27 protein-coding genes and 1 pseudogene are annotated in these 22876 nt (G+C 57.2%); 14 read left to right on the top strand and 14 right to left on the bottom strand.

Going from position 1 to position 22876, the window contains the following annotated elements:
• Window position 1 precedes the first annotated feature (1 nt).
• Together RA27_RS09820 and aspS are read left to right on the top strand one after the other, a co-directional pair.
• On the top strand, window positions 2–664 hold the full coding sequence (locus tag RA27_RS09820) for a CPBP family intramembrane glutamic endopeptidase (RefSeq protein WP_052265245.1): 663 nt from the start codon (window positions 2–4) through the stop codon (window positions 662–664).
• A gap of 79 nt (window positions 665–743) precedes the next feature.
• Window positions 744–2519, top strand: a complete 1776-nt coding sequence (gene aspS, locus RA27_RS09825; protein ID WP_039537833.1) for an aspartate--tRNA ligase — start codon at window positions 744–746, stop codon at window positions 2517–2519.
• A gap of 207 nt (window positions 2520–2726) precedes the next feature.
• Here the strand turns inward: aspS and RA27_RS09830 are convergent, their stop codons facing one another.
• Entirely contained in the window at window positions 2727–3443 is a 717-nt protein-coding gene (locus RA27_RS09830) for a response regulator (RefSeq protein WP_039537837.1), read from the bottom strand.
• A gap of 134 nt (window positions 3444–3577) precedes the next feature.
• Here RA27_RS09830 and mce point away from each other — a divergent pair, with 134 nt between their 5' ends.
• Complete coding sequence (mce, locus tag RA27_RS09835) at window positions 3578–3982, top strand: methylmalonyl-CoA epimerase (RefSeq protein ID WP_039537840.1); 405 nt, start codon at window positions 3578–3580, stop codon at window positions 3980–3982.
• Between the two features lie 5 nt (window positions 3983–3987).
• Window positions 3988–4263 carry a DUF1467 family protein gene (locus RA27_RS09840; RefSeq protein ID WP_039537842.1) on the top strand — a complete coding sequence of 92 codons (276 nt, stop codon included), beginning with the start codon at window positions 3988–3990 and terminating at the stop codon, window positions 4261–4263.
• Window position 4264: 1 nt separating this feature from the next.
• Here the strand turns inward: RA27_RS09840 and RA27_RS09845 are convergent, their stop codons facing one another.
• The 3 genes from RA27_RS09845 to RA27_RS09855 form a co-directional block, all read right to left on the bottom strand.
• Window positions 4265–4963 carry an EI24 domain-containing protein gene (locus RA27_RS09845; protein WP_193746495.1) on the bottom strand — a complete coding sequence of 233 codons (699 nt, stop codon included), beginning with the start codon at window positions 4961–4963 and terminating at the stop codon, window positions 4265–4267.
• Window positions 4960–5538: a nitroreductase family protein gene (locus RA27_RS09850; RefSeq protein WP_039537846.1), complete on the bottom strand. Its 579-nt coding sequence runs from the start codon at window positions 5536–5538 to the stop codon at window positions 4960–4962. Before RA27_RS09850 ends, RA27_RS09845 begins: the two co-directional genes overlap by 4 nt.
• 143 nt (window positions 5539–5681) lie before the next feature.
• Window positions 5682–5930, bottom strand: a complete 249-nt coding sequence (locus tag RA27_RS09855) for a hypothetical protein (RefSeq protein WP_039538185.1) — start codon at window positions 5928–5930, stop codon at window positions 5682–5684.
• A gap of 120 nt (window positions 5931–6050) precedes the next feature.
• On the opposite strand from RA27_RS09855, the gene RA27_RS09860 reads away from it, so the two are divergent.
• The 5 genes from RA27_RS09860 to RA27_RS09875 all read left to right on the top strand — a co-directional run bounded on the left by RA27_RS09860 (window position 6051) and on the right by RA27_RS09875 (window position 7981).
• Window positions 6051–6752 (top strand): M48 family metallopeptidase, encoded by a 702-nt coding sequence (locus RA27_RS09860; protein WP_039537849.1) that lies wholly within the window; start codon window positions 6051–6053, stop codon window positions 6750–6752.
• A complete protein-coding gene (locus RA27_RS09865; RefSeq protein ID WP_052265246.1) occupies window positions 6752–7120 on the top strand; it encodes a YigZ family protein in 369 nt (122 codons plus the stop codon). Before RA27_RS09860 ends, RA27_RS09865 begins: the two co-directional genes overlap by 1 nt.
• Window positions 7121–7188: 68 nt before the next feature.
• Window positions 7189–7440, top strand: coding sequence for a DUF6455 family protein (locus RA27_RS09870; RefSeq protein WP_039538190.1), 252 nt, complete (start codon window positions 7189–7191; stop codon window positions 7438–7440).
• Between the two features lie 15 nt (window positions 7441–7455).
• Window positions 7456–7719: a DUF6455 family protein gene (locus RA27_RS23665; protein ID WP_343294157.1), complete on the top strand. Its 264-nt coding sequence runs from the start codon at window positions 7456–7458 to the stop codon at window positions 7717–7719.
• 4 nt (window positions 7720–7723) lie between these two features.
• Window positions 7724–7981 (top strand): DUF6455 family protein, encoded by a 258-nt coding sequence (locus RA27_RS09875; RefSeq protein ID WP_039537852.1) that lies wholly within the window; start codon window positions 7724–7726, stop codon window positions 7979–7981.
• A gap of 2 nt (window positions 7982–7983) precedes the next feature.
• On the opposite strand, the gene RA27_RS09880 is transcribed toward RA27_RS09875, so the two are convergent.
• Window positions 7984–8226 carry a CDGSH iron-sulfur domain-containing protein gene (locus tag RA27_RS09880; RefSeq protein ID WP_039537855.1) on the bottom strand — a complete coding sequence of 81 codons (243 nt, stop codon included), beginning with the start codon at window positions 8224–8226 and terminating at the stop codon, window positions 7984–7986.
• Window positions 8227–8441: 215 nt separating this feature from the next.
• On the opposite strand from RA27_RS09880, the gene RA27_RS09885 reads away from it, so the two are divergent.
• Together RA27_RS09885 and RA27_RS09890 are read left to right on the top strand one after the other, a co-directional pair.
• On the top strand, window positions 8442–8630 hold the full coding sequence (locus tag RA27_RS09885; protein WP_010441832.1) for a hypothetical protein: 189 nt from the start codon (window positions 8442–8444) through the stop codon (window positions 8628–8630).
• Window positions 8631–8766: 136 nt separating this feature from the next.
• Window positions 8767–9123, top strand: coding sequence for a diacylglycerol kinase (locus tag RA27_RS09890; protein ID WP_039537861.1), 357 nt, complete (start codon window positions 8767–8769; stop codon window positions 9121–9123).
• Window positions 9124–9140: 17 nt separating this feature from the next.
• On the opposite strand, the gene rimO is transcribed toward RA27_RS09890, so the two are convergent.
• Window positions 9141–10538, bottom strand: a complete 1398-nt coding sequence (gene rimO, locus RA27_RS09895; RefSeq protein WP_039537864.1) for a 30S ribosomal protein S12 methylthiotransferase RimO — start codon at window positions 10536–10538, stop codon at window positions 9141–9143.
• Window positions 10539–10636: 98 nt separating this feature from the next.
• Here rimO and RA27_RS09900 point away from each other — a divergent pair, with 98 nt between their 5' ends.
• Window positions 10637–12565, top strand: a complete 1929-nt coding sequence (locus RA27_RS09900; RefSeq protein ID WP_039537867.1) for an AsmA family protein — start codon at window positions 10637–10639, stop codon at window positions 12563–12565.
• A 53-nt stretch (window positions 12566–12618) separates the two neighbouring features.
• Here the strand turns inward: RA27_RS09900 and RA27_RS09905 are convergent, their stop codons facing one another.
• From RA27_RS09905 to RA27_RS09920, 4 genes are read right to left on the bottom strand one after another with little or no spacing between them, the layout of a single operon-like run.
• A complete protein-coding gene (locus tag RA27_RS09905) occupies window positions 12619–14115 on the bottom strand; it encodes a phosphomannomutase/phosphoglucomutase (protein WP_039537869.1) in 1497 nt (498 codons plus the stop codon).
• Between the two features lie 15 nt (window positions 14116–14130).
• Window positions 14131–14964, bottom strand: a complete 834-nt coding sequence (kdsA, locus tag RA27_RS09910; protein ID WP_039537871.1) for a 3-deoxy-8-phosphooctulonate synthase — start codon at window positions 14962–14964, stop codon at window positions 14131–14133.
• A gap of 5 nt (window positions 14965–14969) precedes the next feature.
• Entirely contained in the window at window positions 14970–16556 is a 1587-nt protein-coding gene (locus tag RA27_RS09915) for a capsule biosynthesis protein (RefSeq protein ID WP_039537874.1), read from the bottom strand.
• Window positions 16534–17193 carry an ATP-binding cassette domain-containing protein gene (locus RA27_RS09920; protein ID WP_039537877.1) on the bottom strand — a complete coding sequence of 220 codons (660 nt, stop codon included), beginning with the start codon at window positions 17191–17193 and terminating at the stop codon, window positions 16534–16536. The genes RA27_RS09915 and RA27_RS09920 overlap by 23 nt, the downstream gene beginning before the upstream one ends.
• 209 nt (window positions 17194–17402) lie before the next feature.
• Between RA27_RS09920 and RA27_RS09925 the strand changes: the two are divergent.
• A pseudogene (locus tag RA27_RS09925) lies at window positions 17403–17675 on the top strand (uracil-DNA glycosylase family protein); the annotation flags it as partial.
• A gap of 89 nt (window positions 17676–17764) precedes the next feature.
• On the opposite strand, the gene RA27_RS09930 reads toward RA27_RS09925, so the two are convergent.
• The 4 genes from RA27_RS09930 to RA27_RS09945 all read right to left on the bottom strand — a co-directional run bounded on the left by RA27_RS09930 (window position 17765) and on the right by RA27_RS09945 (window position 21376).
• The gene (locus RA27_RS09930; RefSeq protein WP_039537880.1) at window positions 17765–18436 is read right to left on the bottom strand and encodes a nucleoside triphosphate hydrolase; all 672 of its coding nucleotides are present in this window, start codon (window positions 18434–18436) and stop codon (window positions 17765–17767) included.
• A complete protein-coding gene (locus tag RA27_RS09935; protein ID WP_039537883.1) occupies window positions 18433–19239 on the bottom strand; it encodes an ATP-binding cassette domain-containing protein in 807 nt (268 codons plus the stop codon). Before RA27_RS09935 ends, RA27_RS09930 begins: the two co-directional genes overlap by 4 nt.
• Window positions 19215–20285, bottom strand: coding sequence for an ABC transporter permease (locus tag RA27_RS09940; RefSeq protein WP_039538196.1), 1071 nt, complete (start codon window positions 20283–20285; stop codon window positions 19215–19217). The genes RA27_RS09935 and RA27_RS09940 overlap by 25 nt, the downstream gene beginning before the upstream one ends.
• Before the next feature lie 116 nt (window positions 20286–20401).
• Window positions 20402–21376, bottom strand: coding sequence for a sugar ABC transporter substrate-binding protein (locus RA27_RS09945; RefSeq protein ID WP_241484045.1), 975 nt, complete (start codon window positions 21374–21376; stop codon window positions 20402–20404).
• A gap of 231 nt (window positions 21377–21607) precedes the next feature.
• On the opposite strand from RA27_RS09945, the gene RA27_RS09950 reads away from it, so the two are divergent.
• The gene (locus tag RA27_RS09950; RefSeq protein ID WP_039538200.1) at window positions 21608–22807 is read left to right on the top strand and encodes an ROK family transcriptional regulator; all 1200 of its coding nucleotides are present in this window, start codon (window positions 21608–21610) and stop codon (window positions 22805–22807) included.
• The last annotated feature ends 69 nt before the right edge of the window (window positions 22808–22876 follow it).

Raw genomic sequence — 22876 nt, forward strand, 5'->3', positions numbered from 1 at the left:
AATGACCGAGTGGGTGGAAACCCCAGCAACCAACCAACGCCTCAGGATCGAGTTCGTCCTGTTCTTTATCGCCGTCCCGGTCCTGATCGCGACCTTGTTTCCGCCGAATTGGATGTTTCCTTCTCTCTTTGCGTTTACGGGGCTTGGTATCCTTTTGCTGCAGGATACGCCCGGGTTCTCCTGGGCCGAGCTTCGGTATGGATGGCGGAACTGGTCGTGGTTCGAAGTGATTGGTTTCACTTTGTTCATGGCTGCGTTCTGCTCCGCCCTGGTGCTATGGGCGCGACCGGATGCAGCTTTTGTCATGCTGCTTCACAGGCCAGAGATGCTGATCTTCATCTGTATCGGCTACCCGCTTCTGTCTGCTCTGCCGCAAGAGCTGTTGTTCCGCTCGCTGTTTTTCCGACGCTACTATGCGATCCTGCCCCAAGGGCGCGCGGCCTATCTATTGAATGCGGGGCTATTTTCGTTGGCCCACCTGATGTATTGGAGCTGGGTCGTCGCCATCATGACCTTTGCAGGAGGCCTGCTTTTTACCTGGGCCTATCGCAAGCGTGGATCATTCTTTTATGCAGTTCTCCTGCACGCAATTGCCGGTAATATTATCTTTGCGGCTGGGTTGGGCGTCTATTTCTACTCGGGCAATGTGCAAAGGCCGTTTTGACGGCGCGACCCGCCTTGACTTTCCTAGCCCAAAGGGGTGTATCGGCGCGACGAATTCTGCGCCCGAAGGGATATGATCCATGCACGCCTATCGCAGCCACACCTGCGCCGCTCTGACCGCCGCCAATGTCGGTGAAACCGTCCGCCTGTCCGGCTGGGTGCATCGGGTCCGAGATCACGGCGGCGTGCTGTTCATCGACCTGCGCGACCATTTCGGCGTAACTCAGGTTCTGTGCGACGGCGATAGTGCAGCCTTTGCTGAGCTGGAAAAGGTACGGTCCGAGTGGTGTATCCGTATCGACGGTACCGTCAAAGCCCGCGACGCGGATCTGGTGAACCCGAAACTGCCAACAGGCGAAATCGAGGTTTACGTGCGAGAGCTGGAGGTTTTGGGCGCTGCCGACGAATTGCCGTTGATGGTGTTCGGCGATCAGGAATACCCCGAAGAAACGCGTCTGCGCTATCGCTACCTCGACCTACGACGCGACGCGATGCAGCAGAACATGACCCTGCGCTCGGACGTTGTGGCGTCGATGCGCCGCCGCATGTGGGATCAGGGGTTCCGCGAATATCAGACACCGATCATCACCGCCTCGTCGCCCGAAGGAGCACGCGACTTTCTGGTGCCCTCGCGGCTGCATCCGGGCAAATTCTATGCGTTGCCGCAGGCGCCGCAGCAGTTCAAACAGCTGATCATGGTGTCGGGTTTTGACAAGTACTTCCAGATCGCACCCTGTTTCCGCGACGAAGACCCGCGCGCTGACCGTTCGCCCACCGACTTTTACCAGCTCGACCTTGAGATGTCGTTTGTCGAGCAACAGGACGTGTTCGACACCATCCAGCCCGTGCTGACCGGTGTATTCGAAGAGTTCGGAGGTGGCCGCAAGGTCGATCAGGAATGGCCGCAGATTTCCTATAAAGATGCGGCCCTGTGGTACGGCTCTGACAAGCCCGACCTGCGCAACCCTATTAAAATGCAAGTGGTCTCCGACCACTTCCGCGGGTCTGGCTTCGCGATATTCGCGAAGCTGTTGGAGCAGGACGGCACCGAAATCCGCGCCATCCCGGCACCAAGTGGTGGCAGCCGCAAGTTCTGTGACCGCATGAACGCCTTTGCCCAGAAAGAAGGTCTGCCCGGTATGGGTTACATCTTCTGGCGGGATCAGGGCGAAGGTATGGAAGCCGCGGGCCCGCTGGCGAAAAACATCGGCCCCGAACGGACTGAAGCCATTCGTCAGCAGCTGGGTCTGGGCGTCGGTGATGCCGCGTTCTTCTTGGGCGGTAAACCGAAGGCCTTTGAAAAGGTAGCCGGCAAAGCGCGGGATGTGATTGGCGAAGAGCTTGGTCTGACTGAAAAAGACCGCTTTGCCTTTGCCTGGATCGTGGACTTCCCGATTTACGAGCAGGACGAAGAAACCGGCGCGATCGACTTTGAACACAACCCATTCTCAATGCCGCAAGGCGGGATGGAGGCTCTGCAAGGCAATCCTCTGGACGTGCGTGGTTTCCAATATGACCTCGCCTGTAACGGCTACGAGCTGGTGTCGGGTGCCATCCGGAACCATAAGCCCGAGATCATGTTGAAGGCCTTTGAACTGGCTGGTTACGGCGAGGATGAAGTCAAATCCCGCTTTGGCGCTCTGTTCAACGCATTCCACTACGGCGCCCCGCCGCACGGTGGCTGCGCGGCCGGTATAGACCGGATCGTGATGCTGCTGGCCGATGAGGCCAACATTCGCGAAGTCATGATGTTCCCGATGAACCAGCGGGCAGAGGATCTGATGATGGACGCCCCGTCCGATCCAACCTCGGATCAGTTGATGGAGTTGGGGCTGAGGATCATCCCGCAGGACTAAGACCAACCGCCCGCCTTGTGCGGGCGGTTTGCGTTAGGGGTATCTCGGCGCCGATCTGAGCAGGGCCAGAAGTGCCGCAGGAGTTCCATTCATTCCAATGGGGTTGCCGCATCCCGGCGGTTGCGGATGTTTTTGGCCGCGAGGCGTGTCTGACGATAGATCCAGAGGCAAAGGATTGTTGCCGTGATAAAATACGCGGTGAGCATGTCAGATCGCCTCTTGCCGCTCCAGACGGTCCTGCACCAGCCCGGCCACCCGCGCTGTCTGGGCTGTTACCGGCGACCCAGTTGTACGCAATCGGGCAAGGTCCGATGCGGCATCCGCAAGTACCACATCTTCAGCGTCTCGGGCTACGCTGTGCAGGAACTGCGCAACGTAGTCCAATGTGCGCTGATCGGTGGGGCCGGTCAGGACGTCGGCGATATGGGCCATGTCGTCCTGATAGGCCAGCGGATCGGGCTGAACGATGTCATCCCGCACTGCGGATATATCACCGGGGCGGCGATCCTCGGGCAGAAGCTCAAGAATGGACTTCTGGAAGTATGCGACCGATGTCAGAGGTTTGGCCAGAAATCCATCGGCGCCGGCACGCATGGCGATGGCCTGCATGTTGTCGTCCCCGGACAATCCAAGGATGACGCCAATCCGGGGCACGGCGTGGGTCATCTCGGCAATCAGGTCTGCACCTGACCCATCCGGTAGTCCCATATCGACGATCAGAACCGAAGGGCGGTATATCTGCAGATGCCGCCGCGCTGACTTCAAACAGTCCGCCCGCCTGATACGTGCACCGCTGTGCAGGCACATTAATCGTATTGCATCGCACGCATAGCGGCTGTCTTCGACCACAAGGATGGTTTGGCCCAGCAGCGGCCGCATCTTGGTGGCCAGCGCCGGTGAGGCGAAAGGTCCCGAATCGTCCATGGCAGAACTCCTAATCAGCAGATGCTTCACGCTAGGAACATCTGGCTAACACGGCGTTAACGACGATTTGGCGCACTTGCCCTTTGCCCGGGCAGCCCCCATAACCGCCGCAACGCAGAATGAAGGAGATTCCCATGATCGGTCGCCTGAACCACGTTGCCATTGCTGTTCCCGACCTCGAGGCCGCATCGGCCCAGTATCGCAACGCGCTTGGCGCCAAAGTCGGTGCGCCGCAGGATGAGCCCGATCATGGCGTTACTGTCGTCTTCATTGAACTCCCCAACACCAAGATCGAATTGCTGTACCCGTTAGGCGAAAACAGCCCGATCAACGGATTTCTGGAAAAGAACCCGTCGGGTGGCATTCATCATGTCTGCTATGAGGTCGAAGATATCATCGCAGCACGTGATCATCTGAAACAGACCGGAGCGCGTGTTCTGGGCTCGGGTGAGCCCAAGATTGGCGCGCATGGCAAGCCGGTATTGTTCCTGCATCCGAAGGATTTCAACGGCTGTCTGGTTGAGCTGGAGCAGGTCTGACGCCAATGACAATCACCGCCGCTTTCGTTTTGTTTGCAGTCATCTGGTTTCTGACCTTGCTGGTGGTTCTGCCAGTACGGATCAAAACGCAAGGTGATTTGGGGGAAATCGTTCCGGGCACCCATGCTGGTGCTCCGGAAGTCCATCACATGAAGAAGAAGCTGTGGATTACGACCGGGATATCGGTGGTGCTGTGGGTGATCATTGCCGGTATTATCCTATCTGGCGTGATCACCGTGCGGGACTTCGATTGGCTGAACCAAATGGAGCCGCGCGGGTAGCTTAGCGTCGGTTGCCCGACAATCCGTGATAGATATGGGTAAAAGTCGCGGCGCCGAGGATCGGGATCAGCAAGTTGATCAATGGCACTGAAAGCGGGACTGCCATAAGAACGCCTGCGACCCAGATTGTTGTGGCGTGTTTCGCACGTAGTTTTCGTGCACCCTCACGACCCAAACGACGCATGGCTGCCAGCGTGAAATATTCTCGCCCCAGAAGAAATCCGTTCATGCCCCAGAAAATGAACAACGCAAATGCCGGGAAAAACGCGTAAAGGATCAGCGCCAGCAGGTTGGCCGTGATCAGGACGCTCAGAAAGCTGAGCGTATCCCGCAATGCATCGCCAAACGGAACGCGCTTGGCTGGCGGAAGATTGGGGTAATGCCTGTCTTCAACCGCCTGCGCGACCTCATCCAGAAACATTGAAGTGATGGCCGAGGCAACGGGGACCATAAGAAACACCGACAAGACCATCATCAGCAAAAACGAAGACACGCTGAGCAGGTCATTCAGCCAGGTCACCTCACCCAATATCGGTAGGGTGGCCTGTTCTCCGACCATTGCGTTGATCAGCCACAAAAAGCCAGCGTATGTCGCGACCAGAAGCGCGAAGGTCAGCCCGACGCCCAGCAACAGCACTTTGCGGAACCGGGGATCGCCGATCTGGCCCAGTGCTTGCAGAAACGACTGGATGATGATCATTCCGAAACCCATTGGGTCAGCGCGGCCACATCGGGACGTGGCCGTTCAGGGGGGGCATTGCCCTCGGTCGCGATATGGATGAACCCCGCGATCTTTTCATTCTCGGCCAAGCCAAGCCCCTGCTGGCAAAAACTGCGGTCATGGGATTGCCACCCAGAGAGCCAATTTGCACCCCAGCCCGCAGCAAGCGCGGCGTTCAGCAATGCCAGACAGACAGCACCCGCCGAGTAGGTCTGTTCGATTGCGGGAATCTTGTCAGAAGGTTTCTGCACCTCGATGACAGCAACGGCGAGATGGCCCATGTCGAACTGGCTGCGGGCCTTGGCGATATCCTCGGGGCTTTTGCCCAAAGCCTGACCGCAGGTTTCGGTCAGATCTGCAAGGCGCTTCATGGCGCCGCGCTCGATTACAATAAACCGCCACGGCTCAAGCTTGCCATGGTCAGGGCTACGAGCGGCGGCGGTCAGCAGAGGCGTCAGTTCGTCCTTTGTCGGGGCCGGTGCCATGAGTGTTTTGGCCGGACGTGACCGGCGCGCGTGCAAAAAATCCAGCGCGGCTTGGTTCTTCAGAGGCATGTTAACTTCCTTCACATGGACAGATTCTATGTCGGAGAGATGTCGCCCCGTTTCAAGGGCAAACTGCCTTTTGAATCACATCGAATTCAACCGGATTTTCTGTGCGCCAGTTCTGTGCTCGGCGCAAGGTAACCGGGGAGTATCTATGAACCGGACTGATCGGTTTCGCGTATCTGATAAACACCTTCCGGAAGGTCCAGAGCGGCGGCCAGATCACGCACCTGCTCGGGCGACAAAGTGATTTTCTGAATCTGATCTGTACGCGGGTCCAACTGCTCAAGCGTGACGCATTCAGCGAAGTTGTTGATGACGACATCCTCTTGCAAGGGCTTGGCACCTTCGTCCACCAGCGTAATGACCGTCGAGTCGAATTCGTGTTCAATTGAAAACATGTGGGCAGAGTGCCGGGCCAGAGATCGCAATGCAACCCGTTGCAGGCGCATTCGCTTGTAGCCCAGTCAGATTTGCCGCGCTATGCTTGCCTGCCGGCAGAGTGACTGAAAGGAATGTGAATGCGCCGTCTTGCCCTGTTGCTGGTCGTGTTGCTGGCGGCCTGCGATTTCACGTCCGTTGTCGCGATTCCGGCTTCGCAATGGCAACCGAACTCAGCAGGTCAGCGGGAAAAGGCACGCGTGTTCGAGCAGGTCAGCCGCACGATAGGAGCAGCCGCCGAACAGGAATGCCGCCGTCGCTCGCAATCGGCCAATTGTGATTTCGTGTTTCTGGTCGATCTCTCCTCAAAGGCGCCCGCGAATGCGTTTCAGACGTTGGACAAGGACGGGAAACCTCTGATCATCTTCACGCAGCAGATGATCGGTTCGACGCAAAATGCTGATGAGATGGCCTTTGTCATGGGGCACGAAGCCGCCCACCACATTCTGGGCCACATTGCCCGTCAGGCCGAGAACGCAAAGGAGAGCGCTCGTATCTTCGGTGAACTCGCCCGCAAGCAGGGCGAGGATGACGCAGGGATAGAGCGCGCACAGGCGCTGGGGGCTGAGGTTGGCGCACAGAACTACACGCGTGAGTTCGAACTGGAGGCGGATCGGCTGGGAACAAAAATCACCCATGCGGCAGGATATGACCCGTTGGTTGGAATGGTTTTCTTTCAACGAATCCCCGATCCGGGTGATCGTTTCCTGGCGACGCATCCACCCAATGCCAAACGGGTCGAGGTGGTTTTGCAAACGGCGCGCCAGCTGGGATTGCGGTAATGATTCAATTGACCCGATTGGGCGTTGTGCTCAGCGACCGAGGATCGAAGTATGCAGTGACGGGCGCGCGGGTCTCCAGCCGCGCGGATGTCGACGCGGTGCTGACGGAACTGAAATCCGACAAGGCCTATGCAAAGGCGACCCACAACACGTGGGCAGCCACCCTGCCGACGGGCGCCCTCAAGGCTGACGACGGAGAATCCGGTGCTGCGATGGTCATTCTGCGGATGATGGAGCGGGCCGGGCTGGCAGATCACGTAATTATTGTGACACGCTGGTATGGCGGCAAGAAGCTGGGCGGTGACCGGTTTCGTCGCGTGCAGGATGCTACTCGGGCCTATCTGGACCAACTGGAGTCCGGGCATTGACCTGAGTCAAAGGCATCCTCGGGCTTATGGATTACCTTTTTCCTTGCATGAAAGAAAAAGGAAACCGCATGTCTGACCGCGAAACGCTGCGACGTCACGCCGGTCTTGTGGATAAGATGGCCACAACGCTGGGCGTTGATTTGCAAGAAGTTGCCATAGAAGGGTCTTTACGGTTCGATGAAATTTCGGACGCTGTTTTGCGCTGCGCCGAATGTCCCAATCCGGGTCATTGCGAGGCGTTTCTGGCCCGGTATCCGGCGGCGTCCAAGGCGCCGGAATACTGTCGCAACACCGAACTGCTGAGCAGGCTTATACCGTAACATCAGGGTGACGCCGTGCCACGACTCGGGCAGATCATGACCCACCTTCGCCTGGTTCTGAGGATGGCGCAGGCTACCGGGACCGACATAAAGTCCGCTCATCGCGATGGGCGGCTGAGCCAGCAGGAATGGGCTGAAATGATCCAACTCTGCCGTGGGTGCGAGTGGGCACCTGCATGTCCGGACTGGCTGAACGAGAACGAAACAGCTGAACATGCCCCCTGCACCTGCCCAAACCGGCACCGATTTGCCGCCCTGAGGGTCAGCGATCATGAGTGAGCACATGCACCGGACACCGTTGGGCGATATCGAGAAACACTTCTGGCTGACACGTTCGGTGGCAAGATGTATGGGGCTTTCTCTGACCGAAGCAATGGCCGAGGGTAAACTGACGCCCCATGACTATGCGCAGATGGTTACCCGCTGCAGAGGATCTGCCTGCAACGAACGCTGCCAGATTTGGTTGGCTGCACAGCAGGCGCGTGCTGCGACAGCGCCCGAGTTCTGCGCCAACGCCGAGGATCTGAACAAACTCACCTGATGTCAGAGTTTGGCGTGTGTTCCATCGCACAGGGGCGGTTTGGCGCTGTGTTTGCACCCACAGAAGAACACTTTTTTGCTGGCCTCGGCGGTATACTTTACCGGTTCAAACGCAGTTCCCTTGTGCGAGCCGTCACAGAAGGGCTGCCGCTGCGACCTGCCACAGGCACACCAGAAATAGGTTTTTCCCTCGGTCACTTCGACCGGATATGGCGCTTTCTGGGCGATGATCGGGGCGTCTGACATGGGGCTACTCCGTCTTTGGCTGATGTCGAAGACAGAGTTTAGCGCGCCTTGTCAAAAAGGACAGACTGCACATGATAACCCGTTCGCCAGCATGGATTCGCCTTATTTCACAATAACGTTATCGATTCGGTTGCCATATGAAATTCTTGGTCCTATTCTGATACCGGCCCCGAAAAACTGGGCAATATCAGAAAAGTAATAGAGGATAGATGGACATGAAACTGAAATTTGCTGCTATCTGCGCCACGGCCGTTGTACTGACTGCGTGTTCGCAGCAAGAGGAACCGACCCCGGTCTACATCCAGCCCGACTATGACAAGTATGGTACGCCCAGCTGCTCGGCAGGCTATGAACTGGCCACTACCGAAGCAGGCCAGACCGTATGTAACCCGGTCACCCAATAAGCATTCAGCAGGCGGTCTTTTTGTGGGGCCGCCTGCACATTCCAGCCAACGATCACCGCCCATGAGGCGGTTTTTTCTTGCCTTTCTGCCGCAGGTCGCGAACGTCATCTTCCAGAAAGGCTGATCGGAAGACCCTATGCGCAAACTCTTTGACCATCTGAAGGATCGCACTCGCTGGAGCTGGCAGGGCCTGTCCGCCACCTGGCACGAGGAATACTCGTTTCGTGCATGGGTCTGGACCAACTTGGTTTCGGCTGTCTTGGCCTTTGTGCTGCCACTCGGCACCGCAGAGAGAGCGTTGATCCTTGCGTTGGGGATATTGGTGCTGGTGGCCGAGCTGTTCAACACGGCCATCGAACGCGCGGTCGATCACACGTCAACGGATCATCATGTCCTGGCCGGACAGGCCAAGGATGCTGCAAGTGCGGCGGTGGCTTTATCCGCCTTCGCAGGGGCTGTGGCGTGGATCGTGGTATTGGTTGGCCTGCTCTGAGCCTGCCGGTCAACCTCTCAGACTGATGGGCGCAAACGTCCCCACAAATCGTATTCACCGGCCTCGTCTACCTCGACCGTGACGATATCCCCGGCTTTCAAGCCCTCGAACCCTTCGTCGATAAACAGGTTTCCGTCGATTTCTGGTGCATCGGATTTTGTGCGGCAGGTGGCAGCCTCGTCATCGACCTCGTCCACGATGACCTCAAGGGTTTGGCCGACCTTCGCGGCCAGCTTGGCCTCGGAAATGGCCTGAGCTTTCTCCATGAACCGCTCCCACCGATCTTGTTTGACGTCGGCCGGAACGTGATCCGGCAGATCGTTTGAGCGGGCGCCATCGACATTCTCGTACTGAAAACAGCCGACGCGATCCAATTGCGCCTCGTCCATCCAGTCCAGGAGGGTCTGGAATTCGGCTTCGGTTTCCCCGGGATAGCCGACAATGAAGGTCGAGCGCAGGGTGATATCCGGGCAGGTTGCGCGCCAGGCGGCGATCTCATCCAGAGTTTTTGCACCCGCTGCAGGGCGGGCCATGCGCTTCAATACATCCGGGTGCGCGTGCTGGAACGGTATGTCGAGATACGGCAGTACATTGCAACCGGCATCCGCCATCAGCGGGATCAGGTCACGCACATGAGGGTAGGGGTAGACATAGTGGAGCCGCACCCAGGCATCGAACTGGCCCAATTCGCGCGCCAGATCGGTGATGTGGCTGCGTACCTCGCGATTTTTCCAAGGGTTCATGTCGTATTTGCGATCCAGCCCATAGGCCGAGGTGTCCTGCGAAATCACCAGCAATTCGCGTACGCCGCTGTCGACCAGCTTTTCGGCCTCGCGCAGCACCGCATGGGCCGGACGGCTGGCCAGCTTCCCGCGCATATCGGGGATGATGCAAAACCTGCACTTGTGGTTACAGCCCTCGGAAATCTTGAGATAGCTGTAGTGTCGCGGTGTCAGTTTCACGCCAGAGGCGGGCAGAAGATCGACAAACGGGTCCGGGTCGGGCGGCACGGCGCTGTGGACCGCGTCCAGAACCTGTTCATACTGATGCGGTCCGGTAACCGCCAGAATACGTGGGTGATGTTCTCGGATATAATCCGGCTCAGCCCCCAGACAGCCCGTCACGATGACCTTTCCGTTCTCGACCAATGCCTCACCGATCGCATCCAGAGACTCGGCCTTGGCACTGTCCAGAAACCCGCAGGTGTTCACGATTACGGCATCCGCGCCCGCATAATCCGGCGATATACCGTAGCCTTCGGCGCGCAACCGCGTCAGAATACGCTCGCTGTCAACCAGTGCTTTGGGACAGCCCAGCGACACCATTCCAAGGGTGGGCTGGTCGCGGCGGGGCGTCTCGGTGATCTGTGCCGAGGGGGCCAGATCCGGGCGGAGGTTTGGTGGGTTCGTGCTCATGGCCGGGCATATAGAGGGGAAAGCTTCCCCTTGCAAATTTTGCCCGCACAGGGCTGACTTGAAACAGAGCAGATAAGCCGGAAAGGCGCAGTCGTATCATGAAATGGCTATTTCGCATCCTGTTCATTCTCGTCGCCGCGTTCGGGTTGGTGATCGGGGCCTTATTGCTGATGCCGGGTGACAAGCTGGCAACGATACTTGCCGAGCAGGTCAAGGCGCAAACCGGTCGCGATCTTGAACTGTCCGGTGACGTCAATCTGTCGTTCTGGCCGGTTTTGGGAATGGAAACCGGGCCTGTGAAATTTGGCAATGCGCCCTGGGCCGGACCCGAGCCGATGCTCAGCGCTCAAAGTCTGGCTGTGGGAGTCGATGCCTCGGCGCTGTTGTCCGGGGATATCCGGATCACGAGGGTGCTGGCCGACAGCCCGGTTCTGCGCCTTGAGCGCGCGGATGGGCGCGGCAATTGGGAACTGCACCAACCCGGCAACTCGGCGGCCACCGGCACCTCGGCGCAATCGGTCGAAAGCCGGCCGGTTACGTTGGAGCGGCTGGAGTTGACCGATGCCCGGCTGATCTACCTTGAGAATGGCGCGGTCAGCATGGACTTTGCCAATGTCGATCTTTCGGCGCGATGGCCGGATGTGACCGCGCCGATGGAAATGCAGGCCAGCATGGTCGTGCCCGGAGGTACCGTTGAGGTGGACCTCACCATCCCCGAGCTACCTGCCTTTTCCAGCGGTGTTGTCACACCTCTGCACCTGAGCCTGTCGGCACCCGGCGGGAACATTCAATTTTCCGGTCGGGTGAATCTGGCTGGAGAAATGGATGGCAAAACCACGGTCACCGCAAAGGACACGCACAGGATGCTGGTTGCGTTCGGTCAGGGTGGTGTGACTGTACCCGAGGGGCTGGGGCAGGTGGCGACTGTGTCCGGGCAGATGACCTATACGCGCGACGGCCGGATCTCATTACGGAATATGACCGCGGTACTGGACCAGAACCGGATTGAAGGGGAAGCGGATATTCAGATTTCGGCCCCGCCAAACGTCACCGCGCGTCTGAATGCAGGCGATCTCGACTTGTCCAAAGTGGGTGGAGAAGGCACTTCTGGTGGCGGTTCGGAAACAGAGGGGTGGTCAAAAACCCCGATTGATGCGTCATTTCTGGCGCTTGCAAACGGTAAAATCCGCTTGCAGGCCAATTCGATTGCGGTTCCGGGTATGGTGTTTGGTAAAAGCGACCTGACGCTTAGCCTTGATCGCTCGCGGGCGGTTCTGGAGATGCATCCGGCTTCGTTGTTCTCAGGACACCTGAACGGCCAGGTGGTTGCAAACAATCGCAATGGTCTGTCGGTCGGTGGAAATCTGACGGCCGACAATATCGATATTAATGAGGCTCTGGTCGCGCTTGCGGATATCAAACGCCTGTCGGGCACCGGGTCAGGCCATCTTGAGTTTCTGGGCGTTGGCCAGAACGAAGATCAGATCATGCGCTCGCTCAGCGGCAAAGGGAGTATCGAGGTCGGGAAGGGGGTCATTTCCGGGCTGGATCTGGATCGCCTCATGGGCCGCGGCAAGGGATCGGGGGGCACGACTGTGTTCAACAGCCTGACTGCCAGTTTCACGATGAAAGACGGCGATCTGAACAACGACGATCTGTTGATGAAGCTGGACAATGTCCGAGCGGACGGTACGGGTCGGATTGGTTTGGGCGCACGCGATATTGACTATCTGTTCACGCCGGTGGCGCTGCGCGCGAACTCGGGGCACGGGATATCGGTGCCTGTTCGGATCAAGGGTCCGTGGAGCGATCCGTCGATCAAGCCGAACCTTACCAAGGTCATTGAGGCCGCAGCCGGGGGCAAGGTCAAAGAGCTGGAAGGTGACGCAAAGAAGAAGGTTCTTGAGAAGGTCGGAAAAGAGCTGGATACCACTGTCACGGACACCGATCAGATCGAAGACGCGCTGAAGGGCAAACTTGAGGAAGAGGCCAAGAAAGGTCTGCTCAAGCTGTTTGGCGGGGATTGAGCAAACTGCGCAAAGAAGGGCGCCCCACCGGGTGCCCTTCTTTGACTTGTTGATCAGATGGTCTGATCGTAGTCGCCCACGCCGGGTTCTGTTCGAATCACGGCGTCGATATCGGCAAAGATTGCGCGCATCTCATCCTCGCTTTCGCTGCTTTCGCAGACCACGACAAGATTAGGTGTGTTGGACGAGGCCCGCACCAGTCCCCAACTGCCGTTATCCAGTATGACCCGTGCGCCATTGACCGTCACGACCTCTTTGATCGTGCGGCCCGCAAAGCTCTCACCTGCGTTGGCCTTTGCGACCAGCTTATCGACCAGCCGCTGGAGAATATCGTACTTTTCGGTATCGGCGGCGTAGGGTGACATCGTGGGTGTGGACCATGTCTTGGGCAGGGCCTTGCGCAGATCCGACATGCTTTGGTCCGGGTTGCGGTCCATCAGCTTGCAGATTTCCACCGCCACACGCATACCGCAGTCATATCCGCGCCCGACCGGTTCCGCCAGGAAATAGTGGCCCGATTTCTCGAACCCGGCCAGTGCGCCAATCTCCTTGACCCGGCGCTTCATATGGCTGTGGCCGGTTTTCCAATAATCCGCCTTGACGCCATGCTCCTGCAATTCGGGATCGCTTGCAAACAGGCCGGTGGACTTTACGTCCGCAACAAAGGTCGATCCCGGATACAGTTTGGCCAGATCACGTGCCATGATGACGCCAACCTTATCGGCGAAAATCTCTTCCCCCTCATCATCCACGACACCGCATCGATCGCCATCCCCGTCAAATCCCAGCGCCAGATCAGCGCCGCTGGCTTTGACCGTATCTGCCATGTCATGCAGCATTTCCATGGCTTCAGGGTTCGGGTTGTAATTTGGGAAGGTGTAGTCCAGCCGGGTGTGACTGGGCACAACCTCCACGCCGATCCGTTCGAAAATCTCGGGCGCAAACGCGGCGGCGGTGCCATTGCCGGTGGCGCAGACCACTTTCAGAGGACGGGACATTTTGAAGTCACCGACCAGATCGTCGATATAGGCCTCTTTCACGCCGTCAACGAATTCATACGACCCGCCCGGACGTGCGACACCTTCGCCATTCAGAACGATGTCGCGCAGTTCGGACATCTCGTCGGGACCGTGGGTCAGTGGGCGATCAAAGCCCATTTTTACGCCGGTCCAGCCGTTTGGATTGTGGCTGGCCGTGACCATGGCCACCGCTGGCACGTCCAGATGAAACTGCGCGAAATATGCCATCGGGCTGAGCGCCGGGCCGATGTCCTTGACCTGAATGCCGGCCTGCATAAGCCCGACAATCAGCGCATTTTTGATCGACAGAGAATAGTCGCGATAGTCATTGCCCACCGCAATAACCGGCGCGATTCCGCGTTTGTGCATCTGAGTGCCCAACCCCAGGCCCAGAGCGGTCATTCCGGGCAGATTGATTTCATCAGGGTATTTCCAGCGCGCGTCATATTCGCGAAAGCCGGTTGGCTTGATCATTGGATCGCGCAGAAAGCTCCAGGTGTTTGGCGTCACCTCGGGAAGGGGTTTGGTCATTACAAATCTCAATCGTTAAATCTGAATCGGGTTTTCTTTCGCCAGCGCATCAAAGCGCATCAATGTGTCGACGAGATGGCCCATCTGGTCGAGATAGATCATGTTCGGTCCATCACACGGCGCATTATCTGGATCTTGGTGCGTTTCCATGAAGACTGCCGCCGAACCCACGGCCACAGCCGCACGAGCCATTACGGGCGCGAATTCACGCTGCCCACCGGAGGAGCCACCATGCCCACCGGGTTGTTGCACCGAATGGGTCGCATCCATCACTACCGGATATCCGGTTTTTGCCATTTGAGGCAGTGAGCGCATGTCCGCGACCAGCGTGTTGTAACCAAAAGAGGTCCCGCGCTCGGTCAGCAGGATGTTCTGGTTGCCTGTGCTTTCGATCTTGGCGACGATATTGGGCATTTCCCAAGGGGCCAGAAACTGGCCTTTCTTGACGTTGATCACCGCACCCGAATTGCCCGCCGCCAGCAGCATGTCTGTCTGGCGGCACAGGAAGGCAGGGATTTGCAGGACGTCAACGGCCTCGGCTGCAATTGCGCACTGGGCTTCGGTGTGAACGTCGGTCAGGACCGGGATACCCATGGTCTTGCGGATATCGTCCAGCACTTTCAATCCGGCATCAATTCCCATGCCGCGTTTGCCGGACAGCGAGGTCCGATTCGCTTTGTCATAGGATGCCTTGAAGACATACTGAGCGCCTGCGGCGTCGCACACCTCTTTCATGGTGCCGGCGATCATCTGGGCATGATCGGCAGTCTCAAGCTGGCAAGGGCCGGCGATAATGGTCAGCGGAAGGTCGTTGCCAACCGTCAGGTCGGCGATTTTTACATGTTTCATGAGTCTTACGAGGATACCTGTTCACGAAGGACCGACGCGGTAAGCGAGATCATCAGGTAGATACCAGCAAACAACAGGAAAGCCAAAATCGTATTTTCGAACTTGCGCGGATAGCTGGGTTCCTGGCTGGCCACGGGGTTCACGGATACGGTGAGATACCGCACCTTCCGGTTGGCCTCGGTCCGCGTGGATTCCATTTGCTGCATTGCCGTTTGCAGCATCATGTCCCGGGCTGCCAGATCGGCCTGTGCCATCTGGATACGCACGCTCAAACGCGCCAGCGAATTTTCGCCAGCCGAGGCGTCAAGCATCTCGGCATTCAACTCATCCAGAACCGCCTGCAGCCGTTCTATGTCGGCGCGCGTGCCATCCACCTTGGCTTTGTTGGGGCGTGCATTGTCGAGTAGGGCGGCCAGTTGAAGTTCCTTATCCTGTAGCTCGATCTCGAACTGATCGATCCGTCCGCGCAGGCTGGCGATGACGCTTTGCGGGTCCAGTATGGCCCCTTGTAGTTGCAAATCAATCAGGTCTTCCTGCGCTTGTCTGCGCGCCTCTTGTGCGGACTCAAAGCTCGCCAAGGCGTCGCGCATCTGATCCTCACGCTTCAATTCGGTCAGACCATTAATGCGCTCCTCAGCGTAAGAGATAAGCCGCTTGGACCAATCGACGGATATTTCAGAAGTTGGGGCCGCGACCTCCATCCGAATAACGCCATCGCTGGGGTCATAACCGATCGTGATCATGCGTTTGTATAGCTTGTAGGTCTCCTCAAGCGTTGCGTCGGCTGGCAGGCGCTGGATCGGGTCAATCCAGTCTTGTTGGAAGAACTCGGCAAATCCGACATCCCGTTCGAGCCGTTCCAGCGCGTCCTTGGATTCCAGAAATTCCTGAGTGGCGACTGAATCCTGCGCGGTGGCAAACTGTGTGCCTGCGAGGAAGCCGCCAAAAGAGGCGCCGCCGCCATCGGCTTGCAAAATCGAAAACACGGAATCGCTGGCATACATCGGTGTTGCCACGCGATAGAAATAGTAACCCACAATAAATGTGGGCAGGATCACAAAGGCAGCCAACCGAGCGAATAGCGCTGCAAGCTTGCGGCGGCGGCGTTTCGCGATGTCTTTCTGGATTTGCCCGATCTCGTATTCGCGGCGTTGCGCCGGGCTGAGTTCCGGGCCGGGCAGGTTTTTCTGAGACTCTTTGGCCGTCTGGGGCAGGTGGATCTTTATGTTGTCCTGGGCCGGGTCATCGCCGGTCGATTTGCTTTGATCTGACGCTGCCAGATCAAGCAGGTTCGTGCGCTGAAACGGATCAATCCCCTTTTGGCGTAACAGCCGGACCGCATCGTAATCCGAGGTTGCCGCCAGTCCGTTCTTATGCGCAAGCCGCCGCGCAACACGCAGTTGACGCCCCGTCAGTCCTTCGCGTTTGATTGCGTCCAGTTCGGTCCCCGGCTGCTGGGCGTCGCCATCGGTGTTCGGGCTTTGAGTCGCCTTGCGAATACGGGAGATCGCGTCCGAGCGCGCCTCGGCCGTGCCAGCGCCGCGCGTCGCGCGGTCGGGGTTATATTTCCTAGCCTTGGGTTTGGTAGTCATAGAGTTGCTTTGCCTCTTCCAAGGTTTCAAACATATGAATCTGCCCGTCCACCAGAACAGCGGCCTGCCGCGCGAATTTCTCAAGAAGCGAGGGGTTGTGCGATACGATGACCAATGTCGTGGTCCGCAACTTCTCTTTCAGGATATCGCCTGCTTTCTTGTTGAATTCCACATCGGTCGTCGAGGGCATCCCCTCGTCAATCAGGTACATGTCGAAATCCAGGGCCAGCATCAGCGCAAAAGTGAACCGGGCGCGCATCCCGGACGAATAGGTGCCCAGCGGTTGATCGAAATACTCACCCAGATTGCAAAGCCATTTGCAATAGGCTTCGACATAGTCGGGGTCCATGCCGTAGATCTTGGCAATATACCGTGCGTTCTCGAGCGCTGACAGGCGTTTCGCCACGCCGCCGGTAAACCCCATGGGGAATGAGATACGGCAGTCGCGCCGGATCACGCCTTCGTCGGGTTTCTCCAGCCCGGCCATCATGTTGATCAACGTGGTCTTGCCCGTCCCGTTTGGGGCCAGCACCCCAAGAGACGTGCCAAGTTCAACCCGAAACGACACCCGGTCCAGAATCACCTTGCGGCGTGTTCCGGTCCAGAAAGACTTGCTGACATTTTCGAATTCCAGCATACGCGGCCTTTAGATCGCTCGGGTTTGGTCGGTTCGAAGACCGGAGTGCTACCGATCCATGTTGGCCACATTATGTCGAAATATGAAACAAATGATCAATGTGCATCCGGCGTCATGACATCGAAGTGTTGCCAAAGCGGGTTTTGTTGGCACGCCGACTGATCACGCCTATCTTCATCCGATATTAATTGCAGGAGCCTCACGACCGGATGAGGTCACTCACCAAGGAGATCAAAGAGTGTCGCCTGTGCGCAGACAGGTTTGCGCAGACCATAACCGCGCACGAGCCACGGCCGGTTGTCTGGTTTCGGCCAGGCGCGCGTATTCTGATCGCCGGGCAGGCGCCCGGCGCGCGGGTACATGCGTCCGGAAGGCCATTCACCGATCCCTCGGGTGATCGTCTTCGGGATTGGCTGAGGTTGGAAGAAGAAGAATTTTATGATCGCTCACACGTAGCGATTATGCCGATGGCATTTTGTTATCTCATGTCGAATGGGTGATTTTGATTGCACTTGAAACCGCGCAGAGGCGTTAGCGGTCCACGGATTGCTTCTGTATCCATCGCGTAGGTTTAGAACACGTGGTGAGTCCCGAGTTCGGTGTAGTTCTGGTTCAATGTCAGATCGGCTTTCCGGCTATTGCCGATGACAAGTTCAGCATTGGGCAGATCATTCGTCGTTGTACGATCCAACGCGGTTTCCGGATCAAACCCATGCTTGATCCATCGCTGTTGCAGCCTGCTAACAAGTTCTTCCAACGTTGGGCTTACAAAAACCGATACGGTAAAGACATCGGCCAAAGATCTCCACGGATCGTCGTCCATCAGAAGGTAGTTTCCTTCTACGACTACAATTGGCGTTTCAGGATGAACGGCAATGGCGTTGGCGATTGACATATCCAGTTGCCGGTCGAATTTGGGGTGAAACACTTCGTGTTCTGCGGACCGCAGTCCTTTGATGGCGGTGCAAAATCCAACCGCGTCGAACGTTTCCGGTGCGCCCTTTCGCGCCAGAGATCCCCTCGCTTCAAGCTGGCGGTTGTCCAGATGGTAACCGTCCATGGGCACCAGTGTGGCGTGTGGCACCGCCGAGTCCTGTTGCGTGTTAAGCGATCGCACAACCAATCTTGCCAAGGTCGATTTCCCCGAAGCAGGTGGCCCAGCGATGGCAACGATCGTCCGGCCCCCGACCTGCCTTCGGGAGGAGATCAGGTCGCAAACGCGCTCTACATCCTTTTCGATCACGCGGCGTCCTCTTTTGGGGGTTCCTTGGCACCGGTCATGAATGCCACCGCATCGGACATCGTGTAGTCCTTGGGATCGATCGTACAGAGCCGTTTGCCCAGCCGGTGCACATGGATGCGGTCGGCAACTTCGAAGACATGCGGCATGTTGTGGCTGATCAGGATGATCGGAATGCCGCGCGCCCGCACGTCCTGTATGAGTTCAAGCACTTTGCGGCTTTCTTTTACCCCCAATGCGGCTGTCGGTTCGTCCATGATGATGAACTTGGTCGCAAACGCGGCGGCGCGTGCAACGGCCACACCCTGCCGCTGGCCTCCAGACAGAGTCTCGACCGCCTGATTGATCGATTGAACGGTCATCAACCCAAGTTCGGTCAGTTTTTCACGAGCGAACTTCTCCATGGCTGGCCGGTCGAGCTGACGCAAATACTTGCCCATGAAGCCCTGTTTGCGAATCTCGCGCCCCATGAACATATTGTCCGCAATTGACAGGGCAGGGGACATTGCGAGTTGCTGATAGACGATCTCGATACCCATGTTTCTGGCGTCAATCGGGGAAGTGAAGTTGATTTTTTTTCCTTCAATCAGAATGTCGCCTTCATCCGGGATCGTGGCACCACAAATTGCTTTGACGATAGACGATTTCCCGGCACCGTTGTCTCCGATGACTGCGAGAATCTCCCCCTTACGCAACTCAAAGTCGGAATGATCAATGGCGGTCACGTGGCCATAACGCTTCACGATCCCACGACCCTGGACGACTGGATTTGTGTCTGACATCAGCCCGATACCTTTCTGATCCATTGGTCAACCGCAACCGCTGCGATGATGAGGAGCCCGATAAGCAGGAAGGTCCATTGCGCATCCGCGCCAAGCAGCCTCAAGCCAAGAGTAAAGACGCCAACGATCAGCGCTCCAAACAGCGACCCAAGTATGGAGCCGCGCCCGCCGAACAGTGAGATACCTCCAATCACAACAGCGGTGATGCTCTCGATGTTCGCCAGTTGACCTGATGTAGGAGAGACCGATCCGATGCGTCCGATCAGAGCCCAGCCAGCAAAGGCACAGATCAGCCCGGACAGCATGTAGACGGACATCAGTGTTCTGTGGACGTTAACACCGGAGAGTTCGGCGGCCTCGGGATCATCTCCTACAGCATAGACATGCCGGCCCCATGCTGTGTGTTTGAGCGCGTAGGCTAGCACGAAGATCAGGACGAGCATGAACATGACACCAATGGTAAAGGTTGCCCCGCCGATACTGAACTTGGTGCCGAAGAACTGCAGGAATGGGGCGTTCGCCTCAATGTCCTGACTGCGGATGGTCTCGTTTGCGGAATAAAGGAAGTTAGTCGCAAGAACGATCTGCCACATCCCAAGCGTGACGATAAACGGGGGCAGCTTGACGCGGCTCACGAGCCAACCATTGATCGCACCAATCGCCGTGCCCATGGCAAGTCCGCATATCACCGCGATTGGAACGGGAATGCCGTACCGGAACGTGAACTGACCCATGATGACGGATGAAAACACCATGATCGCCCCCACGCTCAGGTCGATGCCTGCGGTCAGGATAACAAGGCTTTGCGCTGCGGCCACGATGCCGACGATCTGAACCTGTTGCAGAATAAGGGTCATCGCAAAGGGCGAGAAAAACTTTGAGCCCAGTAGCAGGCCGAATATCAACATCGCGCCAACCAAAACAATAAGCGGCACAAAGGACGGGTTAACATGGAGAAGATGCTGCAGCTTCCCCAGGAAGCCACGCCGATGGTCCTCAAACTCTGCAACAGCTTCTGTCCTGCTCGCAGCAGCCTCAAACTCCTGGGCGCTTTGGTTTGATTCGGACATTTCCCCCCCTTTCGTGGCTTGCATTGCACCCACGAGGTCAGTTTACAGGAAGTTTCGGTTTGCTGGTGAAAGGATTGATGAGGCGCAAATGCGCGCCTCACCGTGTTGATCTTTGACTAGCCCCAGCAGAGCTCCAGGCCCTCAGCGACTGAGATCGAGTCCACGCCGTCAACAGGTTGGTCGGTAATCAGAGCGACGCCGGTGTCGTAGAAGTCTTTTCCGGGTGTATTCTCAGGCTTCACGCCTTCGTCTGCCCATTTCTTTACCGCCTCAACACCCAGTGACGCCATCAACAACGGGTATTGCTGACTGGTGGCACCGATAACCCCGGCTTGCACATTCTGAACACCAGGGCAGCCGCCATCGACTGAAACGATTAGCACATCATTTTCACGACCGATTGACTTCAGAGCTTCGTAGGCACCAGCTGCGGCTGGTTCATTGATCGTATGGACGACATTAATCGTTGAATCCTTGGCCAGAAGGTTCTCCATGGCACGGCGCCCACCTTCTTCGTTGCCGTCCGTTACGTCGCTTCCGACCAGACGAGCATCAGTTTCGTCGCCTATGACATTGGGGTCGGCGAGGTCCACTCCGAAGCCATCCAGGAAACCTTGATTGCGCAAAACATCCACGGTTGGTTGGCTGACGTTCAGATCAAGCGTTGCGATCTTTGCGTCCGCTGCCGCATCTCCCATTTTGGCCTTCGCCCATTGTCCAATCAACAGACCGGCTTTGTAGTTGTCCGTAGCGAAAGTGGCATCCGCAGAATCGATCGGGCTCAGTGGTGTGTCCAGGGCAATAACCAGAAGCCCTGCGTCGCGCGCCTGCTGCACTGCGGGGACAATCGAGCTTGTGTCAGAAGCCGTCAGGAGAATCCCCTTTGCGCCATCGAGGATGCAAGTTTCAATAGCCTGAACCTGAGTTTCATGGTCGCCGTCGATTTTACCGGCAAAAGCCTTCAAGGTCATGCCAAGCTCTTCCGCCTTGGCTGTCGCCCCTTCCTTCATCTTTACGAAGAAGGGGTTGGTGTCGGTCTTCGTGATCAGGCAGACGGTTTCCCCGGCCGCCTGAGCAGATGCGGCCGCCATTGTGAGTGCGGTCGCTGATGCGGCAAGCTTGAGTAGATTTCTCATGTTGTCCTCCCGGAAAGTTGTTGCTGTCCCGCGTGGCGTACCAGCGAGACCCACCTCCATCCTCCAATGCAGGTCGTATTCAGGAAACTGCGATTCTACTCGCCCTGTCAATAAATAAATAAAGTTTATTTATTAATTTGCCGGAACGCCTTTTCTTAAGGAAACGAGCTGGTTATGTTCAGTTTCATGGAGAAAGAGGCGCTCAGATTACTGACTGGCGGGGTTAGCCAACGCGGTGTTCGCGATCACAATGAGCGGCTGATTTTGACAGTTTTACAACGACATGGACCGACTGCAGGAGCGGATGTTGCGCGGCTGACGGGCCTGTCGCCGCAGACAGTGTCGATCATTCTGCGTAAGCTCGAAAAGGATGAGATTCTAAAGCGCGGCGCCCCTCTGCGGGGGAAAGTCGGAAAACCCTCGATCCCCATGGAACTGAACCCCGAGGGCATACTTTCGGTTGGAATGAAGATCGGCAGGCGCAGTGCCGATCTGCTTCTGATCGATTTTACAGGCAAGCCTCGTAGTCAGCTTTCCACGACCTATGATTATCCGCTGCCCGAAGCGGTTTTTGGTTTCCTGGAAACCGGATTGGAAACGCTTCTGGCTGACCAACCGCAGAGGCTTTGCGATCGCGTGTGCGGGATTGGTATTGGAACTCCGTTTGAACTTTGGAAATGGCACGACCTGTCGGGGCTTGCGGCAAAGAAATTCAGCTCCTGGAAAAACGTGAACTTCTTCTCCGAGGTCGCCAAATTCAGCGACCTGCCGGTGTTTGTGGTAAATGACGCGACTGCCGCTTGTCACGCCGAACATCTGTACGGGCGCGGGGCTGAATATCGCGACTATTTTTACTTCTATATCGGGTCAATGATCGGAGGCGGTGTCGCATTGAACGGTACTGTGTTCGAAGGCAACCAGGGCAACGCTGGCGCTTTGGGAGCGATGCGCACAACAGGTCCATTGGGTGAGAGCCAGCAACTGATCGACACAGCCTCGCTGTTTCTGCTCGAGGACAGGTTGATCGAAGCAGATGTCGACCCGGGCATCTTATGGAAGAAGCCGCAGGACTGGAGCAGCATTTCGCGATATGTCGAGCCATGGATCGGCACCACCGCGCAGGAGTTGGCCAAAGCCGCGTTGTCAATTTGTGCGGTCATCGACTTTGAGGCGATCTTCATCGACGGCGCGTTCCCGTCGGAGGTTCGGGAAGAATTAGTCTCACGTGTTCGCCGCTATCTGATCAACCAGGATAAACGCGGGCTGATCCCTCCTGTCGTAGAAGCTGCGGCGGTTGGAGAAAACGCCCGAGGTATAGGTGCTGCAAGTAGCCCAATCTTCCGCCAGTTTCTGTTGAATACCAATGCTGGGCTTTCTGGCATGTAGACGAAGCTCATCGCGGTCAAATTTTCTAAGCAATAAGGAACCGCGAACTCCTCTCGAGTTTTAGCTGCC

The organism is Ruegeria sp. ANG-R (assembly GCF_000813985.1).
GTDB lineage: Bacteria > Pseudomonadota > Alphaproteobacteria > Rhodobacterales > Rhodobacteraceae > Ruegeria.